This window comes from Cupriavidus sp. 30B13, from assembly GCF_049059565.2.
Lineage (GTDB): Bacteria > Pseudomonadota > Gammaproteobacteria > Burkholderiales > Burkholderiaceae > Cupriavidus.
In genome coordinates this window covers 2,701,599-2,722,905 of the sequence record NZ_CP188224.1, presented here as the reverse complement: position 1 = coordinate 2,722,905, position 21,307 = coordinate 2,701,599, and the positions used below count along the sequence as shown (strand labels likewise).

The window sequence follows — 21,307 nt, the reverse complement described above, 5'->3', positions numbered from 1 at the left end:
GGTGATCACCATCTATCCGCAATCGGCGGCTTAGGCGCGACCGCGTGGCGGGGTGTACGTGGCCGGGGCCGCATATGGATGTGCAAAAACCTTCGTTCGGAAACTAGTATTAATACGTTTCAATACAAGTCGTCGCGCGGGCCTGTCCGGCGCTTGCTTGAGGAATCATCGTGTCCACCCGAATCTTCGCGGCCGCCTTCGCCGCCGCCGCCAGCCTGCTTTCCGTCCTGCCGCTTGCCGCGCCCGCCTGCGCGTCGGCCGCCGAGGCGTATCCGAAGCAGGCCATCCGCCTCGTGGTGCCGTTCCCGCCCGGCGGGCCCACCGACATCGTGGCGCGCCCGCTGGCGCAGGCGCTGTCGCTGCAGCTGGGCCAGCAGGTGGTGGTGGACAACCGCGGCGGCGCGGGCGGCATCATCGGCGCCGATCTCGTCGCCAAGTCGCCTGCCGACGGCTACACGCTGCTGCTCGGCACCGTGGGCACCAATGCCATCAACCAGAGCCTGTACCGCAAGCTGCCGTACCAGCCGTCGACGGATTTCACACCGATCTCGCTGCTGGCGTCGGCGCCGGTGGTGCTGGCGGTCAACCCGTCGCTGCAGGCCACCACGCTCGCCGAGTTCATCGCGCTGGCGCGCAGCAAGCCGAAGTCGATCGCCTATGGCTCGGCCGGCAGCGGCTCGCCGGGCCACCTCGCGGGCGCGATGTTCGCGGATGCCGTGCATGCCGAGCTGCTGCACGTGCCCTACAAGGGCAGCGCGCCGGCCATCTCGGACCTGCTGAGCGGGCAGATTCCCGCCATGTTCGATCCGGTGCAGTCGCCGCTGGCCAACATTCGCGCCGGCAAGCTGCGCGCGCTGGCGGTCACCGGCGCGCGCCGCAGCCCGGTGCTGCCCGACGTGCCGACCATGGCGGAAGCCGGCGTGCCCGGCTACGAGGCCGAAGCCTGGTGGGCGCTGTTCGCGCCGGCGGGTTTGCCGGCGGCCGTGCAGCAGAAGCTGCAGGCGGAAACCGCCCGGGCCATGCGCAGCGCGGAGATGCGCGAGCAGCTCGGCAAGCTGGGCATCGAAGCGGTCGGCAGCAGCACCGCGGAGCTGCGCGCGCTGGTGGAGTCAGAGGTTCCCAAATGGGCGCGCGCGGTGAAGAGCTCGGGAGCGACGGTTGACTGACGCGCCGGAAATCTACGCGGACGCGACGCTGGACCGCCATGCCGCCACGCCGCTCTATGAGCAGGTGTGCCGCATCCTGCGGGCCGGCATCGATGCCGGCCACGACAGCCACGGCACACTGCTGCCTTCGGAGGCGGCGCTGCAGCGCCGCTTCGGCATCAGCCGCGTCACCGCGCGCCAGGCGCTCAGGAAGCTGGTCGACGAAGGGCTGATCGAGACACGGCAGGGCAAGGGCACCTTCGTTGCCCGCAAGCGCGTGCAACACCAGCTCGACACGCCGCGCGGCTTCTATGACGAGCTGCTTTGCCAGGGCGTGATTCCCGAGACCACGCTGACCGCGTTCGGCACGCGCGAGCCGCGCGCGCCCGGCCTGTCGACCTACCTGGAGCGTCACTACCTGGTCGACGGCGAGCCGCTGGCGGTGGTGGCGTCGTGGCTGCCCGACGCGGCGCTGGCGCTGGGCGAGGAAGTCGCCGCCCAGCGCACCATCTACGGCATCGTCGAGCAGGAGCTTGGCCACCGCATCGCGCGCGTGGAAGCCACCATCAGCGCCGAGCAGGCCAGCGCGCCGGTGGCGGCGTCGCTGGCGCTGGGGCGCGGCGGCTTCGCGCTGGTGCTGTCGCGCCGCTCGTTCGACGAGCAGGGCGCGCTGTGCGAGAGCTCGGCCTTCCACGTGCGGCCGGACCGGTACGAGTTCGTCGTCACCACGCAGGGGCCGCTGGCCGGCGTGCAGACGCGCGCGCGGCCGCCCGGCTGAGCGCCGGCCACCTGCCTCGCGCTACCCGCATCCCCCACAGGAGAGAAAACAAGATGAGACTCAACGACGAAGAGGCAGCCATGCTGGCCGGCGAGGCCGGCACCGTGGCGCGGACAGTCATCGAACACCAGATCAAGGTAGGCGACTTCTTTGGCGCGCAGGATTTCGTGCCGGTGTCGCAGGCCCACATCATGGCCGATACCGAGAGCCTGGGGCAGGCCGGCGTGATGTGGCTGGAGCGGCTGGCCGACGCCGGCGACGCGCGCGTGCGCATTCCCACCATCACCGATCCGCGCGGCACCGATTTCGAGAAAGCCTCGCTGCTGGGCCAGGCCGGATGGATGCTGGAGCTGGAGCGGCGCGCCATCGATGCCTTCACGCGCCTGGGCGTGAGCATGACCGACACCTGCATCAACTACCAGACCGTGCTGGCCGCCACGCGCGGCGAGCACGTCGCGTTCGGCGACACCGGCGTGGTCATCTATTCGAATTCGGTCAGCGGCGCGCGCTCCAACTTCGAAGGCGGGCCGTCGGCGCTGGCCGCGGGCCTGACCGGGCGCACGCCGCGCTACGGCTTCCATCTCGACGCGCAGCGCCGCGCCACGCTGCGGCTGCGCGTGGACTGGACGCCGCAGAGCCTGAACGACTGGGGCGCGCTGGGCGGCGTGATCGGGCGGCTGGCGGGCAACTACTGGCAGGTGCCGGTCATCGAGGGGCTCGACGCCGCGCCGACCTCCGACCAGCTCAAGCATTTCGGCGCGGCGATGGCCAGCTTCGGCTCGGTCGCGCTGTTCCACCTGGTCGGCATCACGCCGGATGCGGCGCGCCTGTCCGACGTGGGCGGCGACGCGCTGCCGGTGGCCCACCGCATCGGCCAGGCCGAGGTGCGCGGCCTGCAGCAGAGCTACGCGGTGGAGAAGGAGATCGACGTGGTGGTGTTCTCGGCGCCGCAACTGAGCCTGTTTGAGCTGCGCCAGCTGGCGGGCCTGTGCGAAGGGCGGCGGTTCAGGCGCCCGCTGCTGGCGATCACGAGCCCGCAGGTCAAGCCCGACTGCGACCGCTTCGGCTACACGGCGGCCATCGAGCAGGCCGGCGGCACGGTGCTGTCGGGCATGTGCTTCTACCAGTCCTACGCGCGCGAGATCCGCGAGGCCAAGGGCTGGACGCGGCTGGCCACCAACAGCGCCAAGATGGTCAACATCCTGGGCGGATATGGCTACGTCCCCATGCTGGCGTCGATGGAACACTGCGTCGACGCGGCAGAAACCGGAGAACTCGCATGAGCGACACGATCTTCACCGCGCGCCATGCGATGGGCCGCGCGGTCACGGGCCAGGCGCTGGTCGCCGCCGACGGCTTTTCCGCGCGCTACGACCTGGACCGGCTGCAGGGCGTGTTTTCCCGGCCCGGGCACAAGCTGGCCGGGCAATCGTACGTCGGCCGCATCCTGATCCTCGACACCGCCAAGGGCGGCGTGGCGACGGCCTGGATGCTGCACGAGATGCAATCGCGCCAGATGGCGCCGCTGGCCATCGTCCTCAACTCGGTCAACACTATCCTGGCCCAGGGCGCGGCGCTCGGCGACGTGACCCTGCTGGCGGGCTTCGACGCCGACATCACCGCGCGGATCGCGCACGGGGCCTGGGTGGACATCGATCCGGCCACGCGCACGCTGCGCGTGGTGGCGCCGCCCGCGCCGCCGGCGCGGGGTGGCGCGGGCGGAGACAGCGGAGACAGCGAAGCGAGGGGCCTGCGCAAGGTGCACGGGCCGGGCGCGCTCGGCCCGCGCTGAGCCGGCATCGGCTCCGCCGCGCCGGGGCTTGTGGCCGGGTGCGGCGGCAAGGCCGGAGCCGCCGGCAATGCAGGCCGGCCATTTGATGGTATTTTCGAGGCTGCCGGCGCGCGGGGATGCCCGCCCGCCGGCACGGGAGACAAGGGATACAAGAGCAGCGCAAGACAAAAGAAACACAGAAGAAACACATAAGAAACACAGGAGGGGGAATCATGGTCCGGCTGATGCTGCTGCTCCTTGGCGTCGACTACCTGCGCAAGCGCGCCCGCGCGATCCTGGCGATCGGCGTCATCTGGCTGGTCGCGGGCGTGGTGGTGTTCATCGACGCGCTCGACGGCGTCCTCTATTTCCCCATCGATCTCTTCGCCTGGCTGTTCCTCGCCGAGGGGCTGGCCACGCTGGCCGTAGCGTGGACCGGCGTGGGCGGCCAGCGCGTGCTGCGCTACGTCAAGGGCTTCGCCGTGGTCGGCGCGGCGATGCTGATCCTGGCCGGCCATCACCATGGCAACTTCCTGCTATCGATGATCTTCGGCACGCTGTTCCTGGCCGACGGGCTGCTGCAGTGCATCTCGGCCTGGGTGGTGCGCTACCGGCGCTGGAAGGCGGCGTTCGCGTGGGGGACCGCCGAGATCCTGCTGGCGGTCTTCTTCTACCAGCCGTTCCCGACCCACTACGTCGGCACGCTGCCCTACTGCCTCGGGCTGTTCCTCTTCTTCGGCGGGCTGAATCTCGTCACGCTGGCCATGCGCGTGCGCCGCCTCGCGCGCAATCCCGCGCTGAACCGGTCGAAGCACCCCGCCATCGGGCCCGACCGCGCCGAGCCCGGCGCCGCGCGGGTCTTCGCCGAGGCCGGCTGGGACGGCCCGCCCGCCGACGACGAGCATGCGCTGACGGTCCATGTCTGGACCCCGGCCGGCTCGTCGCGCGCACCGGTGCAGCGTCACCCGATCATCGGCCGCTACATCGCGGCGGTCGACGTGAACGGCGTCATCTCGACCGGCCACGCCGCGCTCGAATCGCCCGAGGGCATCTACATCAGCCTGTATCCCGGCGTGGAGATCGACCGCTCGCCCGACGAGTTCGGCCGCATCCTGCGCGCCACGCGCGAGAACGACGTGCCGGGCCTGTTCCAGCCGGACTACGCCACCGAGTCCCGCGCATGGTGCCCGTCGACGGTGCGCGTGCGCATCCGCAATTACGATCCGGGCAAGCTGCGCGCGTTCTGGGAGCGCTACCGCGCCGACACCACCTACAACCTGACGTACCGCAACTGCTCCAGCACGGTGGCCAACGCGCTCGAGGCCGCGCTGGAGGGCGCCGCGGGCCGCCTGCGCGGCGGCCGCGCCGGCTGGGCGAGCTTCTTCCGCATCCTGGCCACGCCCGAGTTGTGGGTGGCCGCGCAGATCCGCAAGCGCGCGGTCACCATGGCGTGGACGCCGGGGCTCACGCTGGACTACGCGCGCGCGCTCAGCATGCTCGCCGACCCGCGCCCGTTCGCGTGGTGGAAGGTCGCGCGCCGCGCGCTCGACCTCATGCGCCGGCGGCGCAAGGAGTGGCGCGCGCAGGATTCGCAGGCCGCGTCCTGATCTGCTCCGGGCGGCGGCCCTGCGCGCGCGCGGGTCAGCCGGCTTCGAGCCAGTGCACGCTGAACAGCCGGCGCTCGTCGGTCCACACCTTGCCCGGCCGGAAGCCGGCCGCGGCGGCCAGCGCGCGGAATCCCCCGACGGTGAACTTGTGCGAGTTCTCGGTGTGGATGGTTTCCCCTTCCTCGAAGCGGTGCGGCCTGCCGCCCACGGTGACGGTCTGCGCGCGGCGGCTCACCAGGTGCATCTCGATGCGGCGGCGCACGGGCTCGTAGAGGGCGTAGTGGGCAAAGCCGTCGAGGTCGAAATCGCCGTCCAGCTCGCGGTTGATGCGCGTGAGCAGGTTGAGGTTGAAGGCGGCCGTGACGCCCTGGCTGTCGTTGTAGGCGGCATGCAGCGTCGCCGGCGCCTTGACCAGGTCCACGCCCACCAGCAGGCCGCCGCCCGCGAGCAGCCGCGCGGCCAGGCGCAGGAAGCGCATGGCCTCGTCGGGGCTGAAGTTGCCGATGGTGGAGCCCGGAAAGAAGCCCACCGGGCGCGCCGGCGCGCCCGGCGCGGGCGGCAGCGCGAAGGGCGCCATGTAGTCGGCCACCACCGGGTGCACGGCCAGCGCGGGATAGTCGGCGCGCAGGCGCTGCGCGGCTTCGCGCAGGTGCGTGCCCGAGATGTCGATCGGCAGGAAGCGGCGCGGCAGGGCGGCCGGGGCGAACGCGTCGAGCAGGCGCCGGACCTTGGTGAGCGAGCCGGCGCCGAATTCGATCAGGTCCGCGCGCGGGCCGATCTGCGCGGCGATCTCGCGCGCGTTGGCGGCGAGGATGCCCAGCTCGGTGCGGGTGGGGTAGTACTCGGGCAGTTCGCAGATGCGGTCGAACAGGGCGGAGCCGGCCGCGTCGTAGAAATACTTGGGCGCGATGCTGCGCGGCGTGCCGGCCAGTCCAGCCAGCACGTCGCGCGCGAAGGAGGCGCCTCCGTCCTCGGCGGGGGTGTCCGCCTGTGCGGCGGGAGGGTAGTCAGAGATCGCGTGCAAGCCGCACTCCGGAAAATTGCCAGCGTGCCGCCGGCGGGAAGAAATTGCGGTAGCTCGGCCGCGCATGGCCGGCCGGCGTGGCGAAGCTGCCGCCGCGCAGCACCAGTTGCCCGACCATGAACTTGCCGTTGTATTCGGCCGCGACGCCCGGCAGCGGGCGGAAGCCCGGGTAGGGGTCGTAGGAGGAGCGCGTCCATTGCCAGACATGGCCGGTCAGCTGGCGGATGCCTTCGGCATCGCTGGCGGCTTCCCATTCGGCTTCGGTGGGCAGGCGCGCGCCGGCCCATTCGGCATAGGCCGCGGCTTCGAAGAAACTCAGGTTGACCACGGGCGCGGCGGCATCGAGCGGCGCGAGCCCGTGCAGGCCGAACACGTGCCAGCCGCCGTCGTTGCCGTCGTTGCTGCCGGCGCGCGGATCGGCCGCGTCCAGCCAGTAGATCGGCGCGCGCAGCGCCTGCGCCTGGATCGCCGCCCAGCCGTCGGACAGCCACAGCCCGGGCCGCCGGTAGCCGCCGTCGGCGATGAAGGCCGCGTATTCGCCGCAGGTCACCAGGCGGTCGGCAATCTCATAAGGCTCCAGCAGCACGGAATGGCGCGGCAGCTCGTTGTCGAAGCAGAAGCCGTTGTCGCGGTGGCCGATGTCCACGGTGCCGCCGGGCTGGCGCAGCCAGCGCAGCGGCGCGGCTTGCGCCGCCGGCGCCGGCCCGGCGGCAGCGGGCCGGTAGGCCGGCAGCAGCGGATTGCACGAGAACGCGTGCAGGATGTCGGTCAGCATCAGCTCCTGGTGCTGCTGCTCGTGATGCAGGCCGAGCGCGAGCACCGGCGCGACGGCGGCCAGCTCGTCCGGCCCGGCCAGCGCCAGCAGGCGCTCCACGGCGGCGTCCACGTAGCGCCGGTAGGCCTGCACGTCCTGCGCCGACGGGCGCGAGATCAGGCCGCGCTGCGGGCGCGGGTGGCGCGGGCCGAGCGCTTCGTAGTACGAGTTGAACAGGTACTGGTAGGCGGGATCGAACGGCGCGTAGCCGTCCATCTGCCGCATCAGCAGCACGGTCTCGAAGAACCAGGTGGCATGCGCGAGGTGCCACTTGACGGGGCTCGCGTCGGGCATCGACTGGATGCCCTGGTCCTCCGCGGAGAGCGGCGCGGCCAGCGCGAGGCTGTGCTGGCGGACCGCGTGGAACTGGCGCAGCAGCGTGGCTGCGGCCGGGGGATTCGTTTCGGTCATGCGCTTGGAGTGGGGAAATCGTTCCTGCAAGGCCAGCCCGCGCCGCGCGGACGCGGCCGGGATGTACTCGGGACAAAGCCTATCCGATGGCCGGCCCGGCATCGTTGCCGAAAATGAAAAACAGTTTCCAGGGTGCGCGGGTTGCATTCCGGTTCGCGCTCCGGACGGAGCGCCGGCGAGTGCGGCGGATCGCGCCCTGCCGACGGTTCGGGACTGCCACTCTATCGATGCCCGGTTCCCGATAAAGGCCGCCGGAGATGACTCTCCGTTACGCGGGGCATCATAATCGGCGGCAGGGGCCATATCCTTTCGCCGGCGGGAATGCATGCGGCGAGGCGCGGAAAAGGCGCGGCCCGGTCAGTCGGGCCGCTTCGCGGGCAGCTTATGCCGGCGCGCGCAGGTATTCGGCCAGGTGGTTGAGCACCGCGCGCGTCTTGGCCGGCATGCGCAGGCCGAGCGGAATCATCGCGTGGACGGGCGGGCCGGGCACGTCGGATGCCGGCAGCACGTGGCGCAGCCGGCCCGCGTCGACATGGGGCTGGGCCACGCGGTCGTGGATCTGGGTCAGGCCGAAGCCGTTGACCGCCGCTTCCACCAGGGCCTGGCCGTCGGCCAGCGCCAGCACCGGGTTGAGGGAGAGTTCGCGCACGTGGGCCCCGTCCGCCACGCGCCACGGCCGCAGGCGGCCGGACGGGCCGCGGAAGACGATGGCATCGTGGCCGGACAGGTCGGCCACCGAATTGACCTCGCCGCGGCGCGCCAGGTAGTCGGGCGAGGCGTACAGCCCCAGGCGCAGGTCGCACAGCTTGCGCACCGTCATTTCGCTGTCGGCCGGCAGCTCGCCGATGCGCACCACGATGTCCCAGCCCTCGGCGACCGGGTCCGACATGCGGTCGGCCAGCGCCAGCTCGAAGGTGAGCTTGGGGTGGCGCTGGCGCAGTTCCGCCAGCGCCGGGAACAGCAGCCGGCCGAAGCCCGCCGGCAGGTCCAGCCGGACCTTGCCGATCGGCTCGGCGCGCCGAGCCGCCAGCGCCTGGCCCGCTTCGCGCAGTCCTTCCAGCGCCGTCTCGGCCGCCATCAGGTAGGTCTCGCCGTCCTCGGTCAGCCGCACCGCGCGGGTGGTGCGCTGGAACAGGCGCGTGCCCAGGCTCGCTTCGAGCCGCTGCACGGACTTCCCGACATTCGATTTGCTTGTCCCCAGGCCCTCGGCGGCGCGCGTGAAGCTGCCGCTGTGCGCGACGGCGACGAAGGCTTCGATATCGGCGACGGAGGCATCGATGCGGTCGGACATTGTTTCCGCTCCGGAGACAAAGAATCGCACTCTAGCATGTTTATCGAGCAGGGGCCGACAGCCATAATGCCTTCGCCGACACCGGCATTCGAGTGGCCGGAGCCCGCGCGGCGGGCGCATCCGCCTGCCCGTCGGCGGCGGAATCTCCGGCAGGTTTGCCGGCGGATTTTCCGGCGCTGGCGCCGCGGCACAGCCGAACAGAGACGATGCATGTTCACTAGAGAGACGATCAATTCCGGCGCCTACCTCGGGAGTTTCGACCTGCCCAAGGACGTCGTCTGGACCCAGGGCCAGATCGACGCCTCGCTGGCCGAGACCATGCGGGCGCGGCCCGCCGGCGGCGAGGTGTGGGTCTTCGCCTACGGCTCGCTGATGTGGAACCCGCTGCTGAACTTCGACCGGCGCGAGATCGCCACGCTGCACGGCTGGCGCCGCAGCTTCTGCCTGCGCATGATCGCCGGGCGCGGCTCGCCCGAGGTGCCGGGCCGCATGCTGGCGCTGGAAGCGGGCGGCAGCACGCACGGCGTGGCCTTGCGGCTGGCCGCCGGCACGCTCGAAGACGAACTGCGCGTGCTGTGGATCCGCGAAATGGTCACCGGCTCCTACCTGCCGACCTGGGCTCCGCTGACGCTGGCCGACGGCACCGAGACCGCCGCCATCGCCTTCGTCGCCAACACCGCGCGGCCGCAGTACGAGCGGGATTCCAGCGTCGCCACCGTGGCCTCGATCATCGCCGCCGCCTCGGGCTCGTTCGGGTCCAACGCGGATTACGTCCTCGCGCTCGAATGCGCCTTGTCCGAGTGCGCGCTGGCGGACGAGTACATCGAAGCCCTCGCCGCGGCACTGCGGCGCAGGGCGCCATCCGCGGCGCGCTGAGCGCCGCGCAACCCGGCCTTCGGCAGCAATCATGGACAAGCTACAAGCGATGCAGGTGTTCACCCGGGTCGTCGAGACCAACAGTTTCTCGCGCGCCGCGGATTCGCTGGGGATGCCGAAGGGCTCGGTGACGCGCCACGTCAAGGAACTCGAAGCGTTCCTCGATGCGCGCCTGCTCAACCGCACCACCCGCAGCCTGAGCCTGACCTCGGCCGGCGCGGCCTACTACGAGCGCTGCGCGCGCATCCTGGCCGAGATCGACGAGGCCGAGGCTTCGTTTACCGACGCGCCGCGCTCGCCCAAGGGCAAGCTGCGCGTGGACATGTCCGGCTCCATCGGCCGCCTGATCGTGGTGCAGGCGCTCGACGAGTTCCACGCGAAGTATCCGGACATCGAGCTCACGCTGGGCTTCGGCGACCGGCTGGTGGACCTCGTGCAGGAAGGCGTCGACTGCGCGCTGCGCATCGGCCACCTGGAAGACTCCACGCTGGTGGCGCGCCGCATCGGCCTGTTCCACCTGGTCACCGCGGCCAGCCCCGGCTATCTCGAGCGCTTCGGCACGCCCGCGGCGCTGGACGACCTGCAGGACCACATGGCCGTGAACTACTTCTCCAGCCGCACCGGCCGCATGGTCAACATGAACTTCGAGGCCGGCGGCGAGACGGTCAACATCAAGGTGCCTTCGCGGCTGGCCGCCAACGACGGCGAGGCGTACCTGCTGTGCGGCATGAAAGGGCTGGGGCTGATCCAGATTTCGCGCGTGCTGGCGCAGCCGCATCTCGACCGCGGCGAGCTGGTCGAGGTGCTGGCCCCCTGGCGCCCGGCGCCGATGCCGATCTCCGCCGTGTTTCCGCAGAACCGCCACCTGTCGCCGCAGGTGCGGGTGTTCGTGGACTGGGTGGCGGAAGTCTTCGCGCGCTGCGCGGCGGTGCGCGGCGACATGCCGGCCCCCGCTGCCGTGGCGGCGCCGCAAGGCCGGCCCGCGCGGATCCCGGTGGTTGCCTGAGCCGCCCGCGCGCGGGCGTCCCGCCTGCCGCCGCGCCGGAAGACCGCCTCATCGTTCACGGATCTGGAATTGTCTTCCATGCGCGCGGGCGATTATCCGCGCGCATGCAAGCAGTACAGTACAGCGCGTTGCATCCCGAACCCAGCCAGCTTGCCCAGTGCGTGGCGACCCCATGAACCCGAATCTCGAAATCCAGGACATTCCCATCTCCGGCCACGCGCAGCACATCATGCTGCGCTGCTACCGGCCGACGTTCGAGAAGCGGGTGCTGCCCATCGTGCTCTATTGCCACGGCGGCGGCTTCGTCGCGGGGGGCCTCGACGAAGCCGACCACCAGGCGCGCGTGCTGGCCGCGCAGGTGGGCGCGTGGGTGGTGTCGGTGGGCTATTCGCTGGCGCCGCGGCATCCGTTCCCGGCGGCGCCGGAGGACGCCTACCTGGCCCTGCAATGGGCCGTCGGCCATGCGCGCCAGTACAAGGCGGACGGCCGGCGCGTGGCGGTGGCCGGGCACGAGGCGGGCGGCAACATCGCGGCCGGCGTGGCGGCCATGGCGCGCGACCGCGGCAAGATCCGGCTCGCGGCGCAGGTGCTGGTCGCGCCCTTGCTCGACCCGAGCATGACGCGGCTGCTGCCGGCCGCGGCGCAGGCGGCCGGCGGCATCGATACGTTCGCGCGCGCGCAGTGCTACCGCGCCTACCTGCCCGGCGCCGCGCACTCGGTGCACCCCTACGTGGCGCCGCTCGAGTCGAGGCGGCTGGCCGGATTGCCGCCGACGCTGGTGGTCAGCGCCGAGCGCGACGTGGCGCGCGGCGAAGGCGAGCAGTACGCCGGGCGGCTGATCGCCGCCGGGGTGCCGACCGAGGCGCGCCGGCATGCCGGCGCCTGCCATGTCGACCTGCCGTCGAGCACGGCGGCGCTGGAAGACGTGGCCGCGTTCCTGTGCCGGCACCTGGCCGCGTGAGCTGAGCCGTCGCCGGGCCAGGCGACGCCGGCCGCGCGGCAGGCGCGGAAACACCCATGAAAACCAAGGCTTCGCACGCGCGCATTGTTTCCTGTGTGGATACAAAGTTCGCAAGAAAGCCGTCTTTATCCGCCGCCGGGCGGTAGCCATACTGGTTTCCATCGATCGGTTCGCTGGCATACCCGGATTTGCTTAGACCCACTCGATCGCTTGATCGCTTGATCGCTTGATCCAAAAGGAAAAGGAATTTCAATCATGATCGCCAACCGTAAAAGGCTCTCTGTTGCGCTGGGCACGGTGTTCGCTCTCGGTGCCATCAGCCTGGCTGTCACCCGGGGCTTCGAGCCCGTCGCCTCCGCCAAGGCCGATGCGCCCGCGCCGGCCGCCGAGGTCGACGTGGCCACCGTCGTCAGCGAGTCGATCGTCGAGTGGCAAAGCTACTCGGGCCGCCTCGAAGCCATCGACAAGGTGGACATCCGCCCGCTGGTGCCGGGCAAGATCGTGGCCGTGCATTTCAAGGACGGCCAACTGGTGAAGAAGGGCGACCCGCTCTTCACCATCGACCCGCGCCCGTACGTCGCCGAGGTCGACCGCGCCGCCGCGCAGGTGGCCGCCGCCGAGGCGCGCGCCAGCTACGCCAGCAGCGACGCGGCCCGCGCCGACCGCCTGATCGGCAGCAACGCCATCGCCCGCCGCGACTACGACGAGAAGCAGAACGCCGCGCGCGAAGCCAGCGCCACCCTCAAGGCGGCCCGCGCCGCGCTCGAGGCGGCCAGGGTCAACCTGTCGTACACCGAAGTCGCCGCGCCGGTGGCCGGGCGCGTCTCGCGCGCCGAGCTGACGGTGGGCAACATCGTGTCCACGGGCGCCAGCGCGCCGCTGCTGACCACGCTGGTCTCGGTGGCGCCGATCTACGCCTCGTTCGACGTCGACGAGCAGACCTACCTGCGCTACATGCGCAACACCGGCAAGCAGGCCGTGCCGGTGGAGCTGGGCCTGGCCGACGAAAGCGGCTACTCGCGCCGCGGCATCGTGGTCTCGGTGGACAACCGCCTGGACACCACCTCCGGCACCATCCGCGTGCGCGCCCGCATCGACAACCAGGATGGTTCGCTGGTGCCGGGCCTCTATGCGCGCGTCAGGGTCGGCGGCGGCGAGGCCCACCCGGCCGTGATGATCGACGACGGCGCGGTCGGCACCGACCAGGCCAAGAAATTCGTGCTGGTGGTCGACAAGGACAACCGCGTGCAGTACCGCGAGATCCAGCTCGGCGCCATGCATGACGGCCTGCGCGTGGTGGCCTCGGGCCTGAAGCCCGACGAGAAGATCGTCGTCAACGGGGTGCAGCGCGTGCGCCCCAACGACCCCGTCAAGGCCAATACGGTCAAGATGGTCGACGCCACGCGCACCGCCAAGCCGGCGGCCTAATCCATCGACCTACGTCGAGAGCGCATCATGAACATCTCAAAATTCTTCATCGACCGCCCGATCTTCGCGGGCGTGCTGTCGATGGTCGTGCTGCTGGCGGGGCTGATCGCCCTGACCAAGCTGCCCACGGCCGAATATCCCGAAGTGGTGCCGCCGTCGGTGGTGGTGCGGGCGCAGTATCCCGGCGCCAACCCGAAGGTGATCGCCGAAACCGTGGCCGCGCCGATCGAGGAACAGATCAACGGCGTGGAAAACATGCTGTACATGCAGTCGCAGGCCAACAGCGACGGCAAGATGACCACCACGGTCACTTTCAAGCTGGGCACCGACCCGGACAAGGCGCAGCAGTTCGTGCAGACCCGGGTGGCGCAGGCGCTGCCGCGCCTGCCCGAGGACGTGCAGCGCCTGGGCGTGACCACGGTCAAGTCCTCGCCGACGCTGACCATGGGCGTGAACATCGCCTCGCCCAACGGCCGCTATGACCTGACCTACCTGCGCAACTACGCGCTGATCAACGTCAAGGACCGCCTGGCGCAGGTGCCCGGCGTGGGCGAAGTGGCGATGTGGGGCTCGGGCGACTACTCGATGCGGGTCTGGCTTGACCCGCAGAAGGTGGCGCGCCAGAACATGACCGCCACCGACGTGGTCAAGGCTATCCGCGAGCAGAACGTGCAGGTCGCCGCCGGCATCGTCGGCGCCTCGCCGATGGCCGCGGGCGTGCCGACGCAGCTGAGCATCAATGCGCGCGGCCGCCTGAAGACGGAAGAAGAGTTCCGCGACATCATCCTCAAGACGTCGCCCGACGGCGCGGTCACGCGCCTGTCCGATGTCGCGCGCATCGAGCTGTCCGCCTCCGAGTTCGCCCTGCGCGGGCTGATGGACAACCAGCAGGCGGTGCAGCTGATCATCTTCCAGCAGCCCGGCGCCAACTCGCTGCAGATCTCCGACGACGTGCGCAAGATCATGGACGAGTTGCAGAAGGACATGCCCGACGGCGTCAAGTCCGAGATCGTCTACGACCCGACCCGCTTCGTGCGCGAGAGCATCGACGCGGTGGTGCACACGCTGTTCGAGGCCATCGCCCTGGTGGTGCTGGTGGTGATCCTGTTCCTGCAGACCTGGCGCGCCTCGCTGATCCCGCTGCTGGCGGTGCCGGTGTCGATCGTCGGCACGTTCTCGCTGATGCTGGCCTTCGGCTACACCATCAACGCGCTCTCGCTGTTCGGCATGGTGCTGGCGATCGGCATCGTGGTCGACGATGCGATCGTGGTGGTGGAAAACGTCGAGCGCAACATCGCCGAAGGGCTGTCGCCGCGCGACGCGACCTACAAGGCCATGCAGGAGGTGAGCGGGCCGATCATCGCCATCGCGCTGACCCTGATCGCGGTGTTCGTGCCGCTGGCCTTCATGAGCGGCCTGACCGGCCAGTTCTACCAGCAGTTCGCCATGACCATCGCCATCTCGACGGTGATCTCGGCCTTCAACTCGCTGACGCTGTCGCCGGCGCTGGCCGCGCTGCTGCTCAAGGACCACCACGCGCCCAAGGACCGCCTGACGCGCGCGATGGACAAGGTGCTCGGGCCGTTCTTCAACGGCTTCAACAAGGTCTTCCATCGCGGCTCGGAATCCTACGGCCGCGGCGTGGGCGGCGTCATCAACCGCAAGATGATGATGTTCGTGATCTACGGCGTGCTGCTCGGCGGCGCCGTGCTGATGGGCAAGGTCGTGCCCGGCGGCTTCATCCCGGCGCAGGACAAGGATTACCTGGTCAGCATCGCGCAGCTGCCGCCGGGCGCCTCGCTCGACCGCACCGACGCGGTGGTGCGCGAGATGGGCGACATCGCCCTGAAGCAGCCCGGCGTGGTCCACCTGCCGCAGTTCCCGGGCCTGTCGGTCAACGGCCTGACCAACTCGTCGAGCAGTGGCCTGGTGTTCCCGGTGCTGCGGCCGTCGAAGGAGCGCGGCAAGGGTGAGTCCGCGGCGGAGATCGCCGCCGCGCTGAACGCCAAGTATGCCCATATCAAGGGCGCGCAGATCGGTACCTTCCCGCCGCCGCCGGTGCAGGGCCTCGGCACGCTGGGCGGCTTCAAGTTCCAGCTCGAGGACCGCGGCTCGCTCGGCTACGAGGCGCTCAACGACGCCACGCAGAAGTTCCTGGCCGCCGCCGCCAAGGCGCCCGAACTGGGCCCGGCCTTCACCAGCTTCCAGATCAACGTGCCGCAACTGGACGTGGACCTGGACCGGGTCAAGGCCAAGCAGCTCGGCGTGTCGATCACCGACGTGTTCGACACCATGCAGATCTACCTCGGCTCGCTGTACGTGAACGACTTCAACAAGTTCGGCCGCGTCTACCAGGTGCGCGCCCAGGCCGACCAGCAGTTCCGCGCCACCGCGGCGGACGTGCTGCAGCTCAAGACCCGCAACGCCGCCGGCGAGATGGTGCCGCTGTCGTCGCTGGTCAAGGTGACGCCGACCTACGGCCCGGAAATGGTGGTGCGCTACAACGGCTTCACCGCCGCCGACATCAACGGCGGCCCGGCGCCCGGCTACTCGTCGGGCCAGGCCAAGGCGGCAGTGGAGCGCATCGCGGCCGAAGTGCTGCCGCGCGGCATCAAGCTGGAGTGGACCGACCTGACCTACCAGCAGATCCTGACCGGCAACGCCGCGCTGTGGGTGTTCCCGATCAGCGTGCTGCTGGTGTTCCTGGTGCTGGCCGCGATGTATGAAAGCCTGACGCTGCCGCTGGCCATCCTGCTGATCGTGCCGATGAGCATCCTGTCGGCGCTGCTGGGGGTGTGGCTGACCAAGGGCGACAACAACATCTTCACGCAGATCGGCCTGATGGTGCTGGTGGGGCTGTCGGCCAAGAACGCGATCCTGATCGTGGAGTTCGCCCGCGAGCTGGAGATGCAGGGCCGCACCATCGTGCAGGCCGCGATCGAAGCCAGCCGCCTGCGCCTGCGCCCGATCCTGATGACCTCGTTCGCCTTCATCATGGGTGTGATTCCCCTGGTGACGTCGACCGGCGCGGGTTCGGAAATGCGCCGCGCGATGGGCATCGCGGTGTTCTTCGGCATGCTCGGCGTGACGCTGTTCGGGCTGATGCTCACGCCGGTGTTCTACGTGGCGCTGCGCAAGATGGCCGGCGGCAAGCCGCTGGTGGACAAGCATCGCACCCATACGCAGCCGCTGCACGTCGAGCACGCGCCGGCCGCCCACGTGTCCTCGGTGGCTTCGGCCGAGTAAGGACCAAGGAGATCATCATGAAAGCATCTTCATTCATGCCGTCGACCCGCTGGCTGGCCAAGGGTTCGGTGCTGCTGGCGTCCTTGCTGGTCCTGGCCGGCTGCTCGCTGGCGCCGACCTACGACAAGCCGGCGGTGCCCACGGCCGGCTTCAAGGAAGCGTCGGCCGACTGGACGCAGACGCAGATCAAGCCCTCTGAAGCGGGTACCTGGCAGCCCGCCAAGCCGTCGGAAGAAGTGGCGCGCGGCGAATGGTGGACCGTGTTCGGCGACGACCGGCTCAACGCGCTGGAGCAGCAGGCGCTCGAAGCCAACCAGGACCTGGCGGCCGCCGCCGCGCGCCTGAAGGAAGCGCGGGCGCTCAACCAGGCCGCGCGCGCCGGGCTGTTCCCGTCGCTGGACGCGGGCTTCGGCCCGACCCGCGAGAAGCTCTCGGCGGCGTCGCAGCTGCAGCCCGACGGCACCAGCATTCCGCAGCAGACGCTGTGGCGCGCGCAGGCCAGCGCCTCCTACGAGGTCGACCTGTTCGGCCGCGTGGCTTCCTCGGTGGATGCCGCGCGCGCCGACACGCAGCGCAGCGAGGCGCTGTTCCGCTCGGTGCAGCTCGCGCTGCAGGCCGACGTGGCGCAGACCTACTTCACGCTGCGCGGGCTGGATGCCGAGGCCGAGGTGTTCGCCCATACCGTGAACCTGCGCGAGCAGGCGCTCAAGCTGGTGCAGAGCCGCTTCGACGAAGGCGACATCAGCGAGCTCGACGTGGCCCGCGCCAAGGCGGAGCTGGCCACGGCGCGCTCCGACGCGATGAGCGTGCAGCGCCTGCGCGCGGCCTCGGAGCACGGCCTGGCCGTGCTGCTGGGCAAGGCGCCGGCCGAGTTCTCGATGCCGGCGGCGCCGCTCAAGGCGGTCAACCTGCGCATCCCGGCCGGGCTGCCGTCGTCGCTGCTGGAACGCCGCCCGGACATCGCGGCGGCCGAGCGCGCCATGGCCGCGGCCAATTCGCGCATCGGCATTGCCCGCGCTGCGTTCTTCCCGTCGCTGACGCTGACCGGCACGGGCGGCTTCGAGTCGGCCACGCTAGGCGACCTGTTCAAGTGGAGCAGCCGGGCGTTCCTGCTGGGGCCGCTGGCCGGCACCGCGCTGAACATCCCGATCTTCGACGGCGGGCGCCGCAGCGCCAACCTGGCGAACGCGCGCGCGGTCTACGAGGAAGACGTGGCCAAGTACCGCCAGCAGGTGCTGACGGCGTTCCGCGAGGTGGAGGACGGCCTGTCCGACCTGCGCATCCTGGAAGCGCAGACGCAGACGCAGGCCGACGCGGTGCAGTCCGCCGCGCGCGCCGCGGACATCTCGCGCACGCAATACCGCGAAGGCGCGATCAACTTCCTCGACGTGATCGACGCCGAGCGCACCGCGCTGCAGACCCGGCGCGCGGCAGTGCAGCTGCAAAGCGTGCAGGCCGCCGCCACGGTCAACCTGATCCGCGCGCTCGGCGGCGGCTGGGGCGATGTGCCGGCCGCCGGGGCCAGCGTGGCGAGCAATTGAGGCCCGCGCAGGCGTCGGTTGCGCGCTAGTGCGGTTTGCTGATGGCGCCTGTCATGCCCAGGGTTTGCTCCCCTCTCCCATGAAATGGGAGAGGGGCCGGGGGAGAGGGTGGGCGCCTGCTATGGCGAAGATATGCACTTCGCGGATACGCCGGCCCTCTCCCCCGTCCCCTCTCCCGCAAGCGGGAGAGGGGAGCGAACCGTCGGTGCGCGGATGCGCCGACGCCACGACGCCATCCGCGCCGGCATCCATTCGCCCGGCTGCCAGGCAGCCGTCTTCTTTCCAATCCACTGTCACCCACCGAACTCCCCATGACCCAACCCGACCCCCATGCCGCCGAGCGTGGCAAGCCATTGATCCTGCTCGCGGTATGCCTGGCCGCCGTGGTGCTGCCGCTGAGCTTCTCCGGCGGCGCCGTCTCCACGCCCGCCATCGGCCGCGAGCTGGGCGGCAGCGCCGTGTCGCTGACCTGGATCACCAACGCCTTCATGCTGAGCTTCGGCAGCCTGCTGATGGCCGCCGGCGCGCTGGCCGACGTGTACGGCCGCAAGCGGCTGTTCGGCCTCGGCATCGGCTTCTTCATCCTGACCTCGTTCGCGCTGGCCGCGGCGCCTTCGGTGATGTGGCTCGACATCCTGCGCGCGGTGCAGGGCATCGCCGCCGCCGCCGCGCTCGCCGGCGGCTCGGCCGCGCTGGCGCAGGAATTCGAGGGCCACGCCCGCACGCGCGCGTTCAGCATGCTGGGCACCAGCTTCGGCATCGGCCTGGCGTTCGGGCCGCTGCTGGCCGGCGTGCTGATCGATGCCTTCGGCTGGCGCTCGGTGTTCCTGTCCACCGGCATCATCGGCGCGGTGGCCATGGTCTTCGGCGTGCCGCGCATGCGCGAGACGCGCGACCCCGGCGCGCAAGGGCTGGACTGGCCCGGCACCATCACCTTCACGGCCACCCTGGTGCTGTTTACCTTCGGCGTGATCCAGGCGCCGGAGAGCGGCTGGTCGAGCGGCCTGGTGGCGGGCTCGCTGGCCGGCGCGGCGCTGATGCTGGCGATCTTCGTCTTCGTCGAGTCGCGCGTGGCGCGCCCGATGCTGGACCTGAGCCTGTTCCGCATCCCGCGCTTCGTCGGCGTGCAGATGCTGCCGGTCGGCACCTGCTACAGCTACATCGTGCTGGTGGTGATGCTGCCGCTGCGCTTTATCGGCATCGAAGGCCTGAGCGAGATCGACGCCGGCATCCTGATGATCGCCTTGTCGGCCCCCATGCTGGTGGTGCCGGTGGTGGTGGCGTCGCTCACGCGCTGGATCTCGGCCGGCGTGCTGTCGGGCATCGGCTTCCTGGTCGCGGCGGCGGGCCTGCACTGGTTCAGCCAGATCGACGTCGGCACCACCGGCCTTGCCGTGGTGCCGCCGATGCTGCTGATCGGCATCGGCGCGGGCATGCCGTGGGGCCTGATGGACGGCCTCGCCGTCAGCGTGGTGCCCAAGGAGCGCGCCGGCATGGCCACCGGCATCTTCAACACCACCCGCGTGGCGGGCGAGGGCATCGCGCTGGCCATCGTCAGCGCCATCCTGGCCGCCATCGCCCACGTCAGCCTGAGCGCGGTGCTGGCCGAGGCCGGCGCCAGCGCCGGCGGCAAGCTGGCCGAAGCGGCGCAGCGCCTGGCCACCGGCGATCTCGCGCATGCCGCCGAGGCGCTGCCCCAGGTCGGCCACCAGTTGCTGGTGGCCGGCTACGGCGATGCGTTCCGCATGCTGCTGCACGTGCTGACCGCGATCACGGTGCTGTCCGCCGTGGCGGTGTTCGGCTTCCTGTCGCGCACGCCGCAGCAGGAGGCGGGCGAGGAGACGGTGGGTTCCAGGGCCTGACGGGGCGAGTGGCCCGCATTGCCTGAGCCAGGGCGCCGGTCGTGACCGGCGCCCTTTGCATTGGCGGCGCCCAAGCTGCCGGGCGAAGCCGCCGGCAGGAAAAAAAAGCGCAGCAAAAGCTGCGCTCGAAGCAGAACCGGAGTGTTGCTACGGAGAGGAGATGAACAACAAGCTTGCTGCTTCCAGTAAAGACAGAAAAGGGCGCCGGCGTTCGGCGCCGGGGCCCGGGGAGGAGATATCCGGGCCTTGGGCATAACCATAGCAAGCGGCGGCGCGCGGATAAATGCCTGCCGCGTGAAAACACTCTTCATCGAGGGGTAACAACCGCGCCGGCGTCCGTCACCGCCGCGTTACATCGCATCGCGTCGCGTCACACCGCGCCGTCCGGCCATCCGCCCGCCGCGCCGCGCCATTGTTCGCGATTTGTAGACAAAGAATCCCTGGTTATGCGGTTTATCGGCGGCGCGTCGACAACGATAATCCCGTCACCGGCCACATGAGGGGCCGGTTCTCGCGCTTTCCAACCTGACCGACGAGTTCCCATGCTCTCCAGCTTCCCATCCTTCCGGCTGCTTGCGCGGCACACCGCACTCCTGCTCGTCGCCGCGGCGGCGCTGGCCGGCTGCGCCAGCAGCCCGGTGGCCAATCCGGCCGATCCGCTGGAGCCGGTGAACCGCGCGGTCTTCAACGTCAACGAAAAGGTCGACAAGTACGTGGCCGAGCCGGTCGCCAAGGGCTACCAGGCGGTGACGCCCGAGCCCGTGCGCACCGCGGTCAGCAATGTCTACAGCAACCTCTCCGACGTCGGCAACTTCGCCAACAACCTGCTGCAGGGCAAGGGCGTGGAGGCCGCCGAGAGCCTGATGCGCGTGGCCATCAATTCCGTGCTCGGCATCGGCGGCCTGCTCGACATCGCGACGCCGGCGGGGCTGCAGAAGCACTCGCAGGATTTCGGCCTGACGCTCGGCACGTGGGGCGTGCCCGCCGGCCCCTATGTGGTGTTGCCGCTGTTCGGCCCCAGCACCGCGCGCGACGGCGTGGGCCTGCTGGCCGACCACTGGCTGGCGCCGGTCACCTATCTCGACCCCGCGTGGCGCAATTCGATGACCGGCGCGGCCATCGTCAACGGGCGCGCCAACCTGCTGGGCGCCACCGACCTGCTGTCGCTGGCGGCGCTCGACAAGTACACCTTCGTGCGCGATGCCTACCTGCAGCGCCGCCGCTACCTGCTGCGCGACGGCGCGGACCCGCTGCCGGCCTACGAAGAGGACGAGGCGCCGGCGCTGGCCGCCGCGCCGCCCGAGGCGGCCCAGGACGGCAACGCCGCAAGCGGCACCGACTAGGCGCCGCGCAGAACGCAACGGCCGCCGTGCCGGCGGCCGGTTTACCGGAGTGAGGAAATGGATCTGAAGAGTTGTGCGGCCATCGTGGGCGGATGGCTGGCGGTATGCATCGGGTGCGGCTGGCTGACCGGCCAGCTCGCGCAATGGCTGTCGATGTCGTAAGGGCACGGCGCGGGCCCGGCAACGTGGCATTCGCGCCCCAG

16 protein-coding genes are annotated in these 21,307 nt (G+C 70.4%); 13 read left to right on the top strand and 3 right to left on the bottom strand.

Annotated elements, in window-relative coordinates:
• Window positions 1-170: 170 nt before the first annotated feature.
• The 5 genes from ACKI2N_RS31200 (at window position 171) to ACKI2N_RS31180 (ending at window position 5,301) form a co-directional block, all read left to right on the top strand.
• Window positions 171-1,166: a tripartite tricarboxylate transporter substrate binding protein gene (locus tag ACKI2N_RS31200; RefSeq protein ID WP_420992166.1), complete on the top strand. Its 996-nt coding sequence runs from the start codon at window positions 171-173 to the stop codon at window positions 1,164-1,166.
• Window positions 1,159-1,923 (top strand): GntR family transcriptional regulator, encoded by a 765-nt coding sequence (locus ACKI2N_RS31195; protein WP_420992167.1) that lies wholly within the window; start codon window positions 1,159-1,161, stop codon window positions 1,921-1,923. Before ACKI2N_RS31200 ends, ACKI2N_RS31195 begins: the two co-directional genes overlap by 8 nt.
• 53 nt (window positions 1,924-1,976) lie before the next feature.
• Window positions 1,977-3,206, top strand: coding sequence for an aconitase X (locus tag ACKI2N_RS31190; RefSeq protein ID WP_420992168.1), 1,230 nt, complete (start codon window positions 1,977-1,979; stop codon window positions 3,204-3,206).
• Window positions 3,203-3,715, top strand: a complete 513-nt coding sequence (locus tag ACKI2N_RS31185; protein ID WP_420992169.1) for an aconitase X swivel domain-containing protein — start codon at window positions 3,203-3,205, stop codon at window positions 3,713-3,715. The genes ACKI2N_RS31190 and ACKI2N_RS31185 overlap by 4 nt, the downstream gene beginning before the upstream one ends.
• Before the next feature lie 212 nt (window positions 3,716-3,927).
• Complete coding sequence (locus ACKI2N_RS31180; protein WP_420992170.1) at window positions 3,928-5,301, top strand: HdeD family acid-resistance protein; 1,374 nt, start codon at window positions 3,928-3,930, stop codon at window positions 5,299-5,301.
• A 34-nt stretch (window positions 5,302-5,335) separates the two neighbouring features.
• Here ACKI2N_RS31180 and egtD read toward each other — a convergent pair whose 3' ends face one another.
• The 3 genes from egtD to ACKI2N_RS31165 all read right to left on the bottom strand — a co-directional run bounded on the left by egtD (window position 5,336) and on the right by ACKI2N_RS31165 (window position 8,841).
• Complete coding sequence (egtD, locus tag ACKI2N_RS31175; RefSeq protein WP_420992530.1) at window positions 5,336-6,316, bottom strand: L-histidine N(alpha)-methyltransferase; 981 nt, start codon at window positions 6,314-6,316, stop codon at window positions 5,336-5,338.
• The gene (egtB, locus tag ACKI2N_RS31170) at window positions 6,309-7,550 is read right to left on the bottom strand and encodes an ergothioneine biosynthesis protein EgtB (protein WP_420992171.1); all 1,242 of its coding nucleotides are present in this window, start codon (window positions 7,548-7,550) and stop codon (window positions 6,309-6,311) included. The genes egtD and egtB overlap by 8 nt, the downstream gene beginning before the upstream one ends.
• Before the next feature lie 382 nt (window positions 7,551-7,932).
• On the bottom strand, window positions 7,933-8,841 hold the full coding sequence (locus ACKI2N_RS31165; protein WP_420992172.1) for a LysR family transcriptional regulator: 909 nt from the start codon (window positions 8,839-8,841) through the stop codon (window positions 7,933-7,935).
• A gap of 210 nt (window positions 8,842-9,051) precedes the next feature.
• On the opposite strand from ACKI2N_RS31165, the gene ACKI2N_RS31160 reads away from it, so the two are divergent.
• The 8 genes from ACKI2N_RS31160 (at window position 9,052) to ACKI2N_RS31125 (ending at window position 21,104) form a co-directional block, all read left to right on the top strand.
• Window positions 9,052-9,717, top strand: a complete 666-nt coding sequence (locus ACKI2N_RS31160; RefSeq protein WP_420992173.1) for a gamma-glutamylcyclotransferase — start codon at window positions 9,052-9,054, stop codon at window positions 9,715-9,717.
• A gap of 31 nt (window positions 9,718-9,748) precedes the next feature.
• The gene (locus ACKI2N_RS31155) at window positions 9,749-10,723 is read left to right on the top strand and encodes a LysR family transcriptional regulator (RefSeq protein ID WP_420992174.1); all 975 of its coding nucleotides are present in this window, start codon (window positions 9,749-9,751) and stop codon (window positions 10,721-10,723) included.
• Window positions 10,724-10,895: 172 nt separating this feature from the next.
• Window positions 10,896-11,684: an alpha/beta hydrolase gene (locus tag ACKI2N_RS31150; protein ID WP_426990871.1), complete on the top strand. Its 789-nt coding sequence runs from the start codon at window positions 10,896-10,898 to the stop codon at window positions 11,682-11,684.
• Window positions 11,685-11,939: 255 nt separating this feature from the next.
• The gene (locus tag ACKI2N_RS31145) at window positions 11,940-13,112 is read left to right on the top strand and encodes an efflux RND transporter periplasmic adaptor subunit (protein WP_420992176.1); all 1,173 of its coding nucleotides are present in this window, start codon (window positions 11,940-11,942) and stop codon (window positions 13,110-13,112) included.
• A 27-nt stretch (window positions 13,113-13,139) separates the two neighbouring features.
• The gene (locus ACKI2N_RS31140; protein ID WP_420992177.1) at window positions 13,140-16,358 is read left to right on the top strand and encodes an efflux RND transporter permease subunit; all 3,219 of its coding nucleotides are present in this window, start codon (window positions 13,140-13,142) and stop codon (window positions 16,356-16,358) included.
• Window positions 16,359-16,375: 17 nt separating this feature from the next.
• Window positions 16,376-17,899, top strand: coding sequence for an efflux transporter outer membrane subunit (locus ACKI2N_RS31135; protein WP_420992178.1), 1,524 nt, complete (start codon window positions 16,376-16,378; stop codon window positions 17,897-17,899).
• A 311-nt stretch (window positions 17,900-18,210) separates the two neighbouring features.
• Window positions 18,211-19,761, top strand: a complete 1,551-nt coding sequence (locus ACKI2N_RS31130; RefSeq protein WP_420992179.1) for an MFS transporter — start codon at window positions 18,211-18,213, stop codon at window positions 19,759-19,761.
• Between the two features lie 542 nt (window positions 19,762-20,303).
• Window positions 20,304-21,104 (top strand): VacJ family lipoprotein, encoded by an 801-nt coding sequence (locus tag ACKI2N_RS31125; RefSeq protein WP_420992180.1) that lies wholly within the window; start codon window positions 20,304-20,306, stop codon window positions 21,102-21,104.
• The last annotated feature ends 203 nt before the right edge of the window (window positions 21,105-21,307 follow it).

Bases quoted from the DNA above. Each gene is read 5' to 3' on its own strand.
- ACKI2N_RS31190 (WP_420992168.1), top strand. From the start codon at position 1,977: ATGAGACTCAACGACGAAGAGGCAGCCATGCTGGCCGGCGAGGCCGGC.
- ACKI2N_RS31185 (WP_420992169.1), top strand. From the start codon at position 3,203: ATGAGCGACACGATCTTCACCGCGCGCCATGCGATGGGCCGCGCGGTC.
- ACKI2N_RS31180 (WP_420992170.1), top strand. From the start codon at position 3,928: ATGGTCCGGCTGATGCTGCTGCTCCTTGGCGTCGACTACCTGCGCAAG.
- egtB (WP_420992171.1), bottom strand. From the start codon at position 7,550: ATGACCGAAACGAATCCCCCGGCCGCAGCCACGCTGCTGCGCCAGTTC.
- ACKI2N_RS31165 (WP_420992172.1), bottom strand. From the start codon at position 8,841: ATGTCCGACCGCATCGATGCCTCCGTCGCCGATATCGAAGCCTTCGTC.
- ACKI2N_RS31160 (WP_420992173.1), top strand. From the start codon at position 9,052: ATGTTCACTAGAGAGACGATCAATTCCGGCGCCTACCTCGGGAGTTTC.
- ACKI2N_RS31155 (WP_420992174.1), top strand. From the start codon at position 9,749: ATGGACAAGCTACAAGCGATGCAGGTGTTCACCCGGGTCGTCGAGACC.
- ACKI2N_RS31150 (WP_426990871.1), top strand. From the start codon at position 10,896: ATGAACCCGAATCTCGAAATCCAGGACATTCCCATCTCCGGCCACGCG.
- ACKI2N_RS31145 (WP_420992176.1), top strand. From the start codon at position 11,940: ATGATCGCCAACCGTAAAAGGCTCTCTGTTGCGCTGGGCACGGTGTTC.
- ACKI2N_RS31140 (WP_420992177.1), top strand. From the start codon at position 13,140: ATGAACATCTCAAAATTCTTCATCGACCGCCCGATCTTCGCGGGCGTG.
- ACKI2N_RS31135 (WP_420992178.1), top strand. From the start codon at position 16,376: ATGAAAGCATCTTCATTCATGCCGTCGACCCGCTGGCTGGCCAAGGGT.
- ACKI2N_RS31130 (WP_420992179.1), top strand. From the start codon at position 18,211: ATGACCCAACCCGACCCCCATGCCGCCGAGCGTGGCAAGCCATTGATC.
- ACKI2N_RS31125 (WP_420992180.1), top strand. From the start codon at position 20,304: ATGCTCTCCAGCTTCCCATCCTTCCGGCTGCTTGCGCGGCACACCGCA.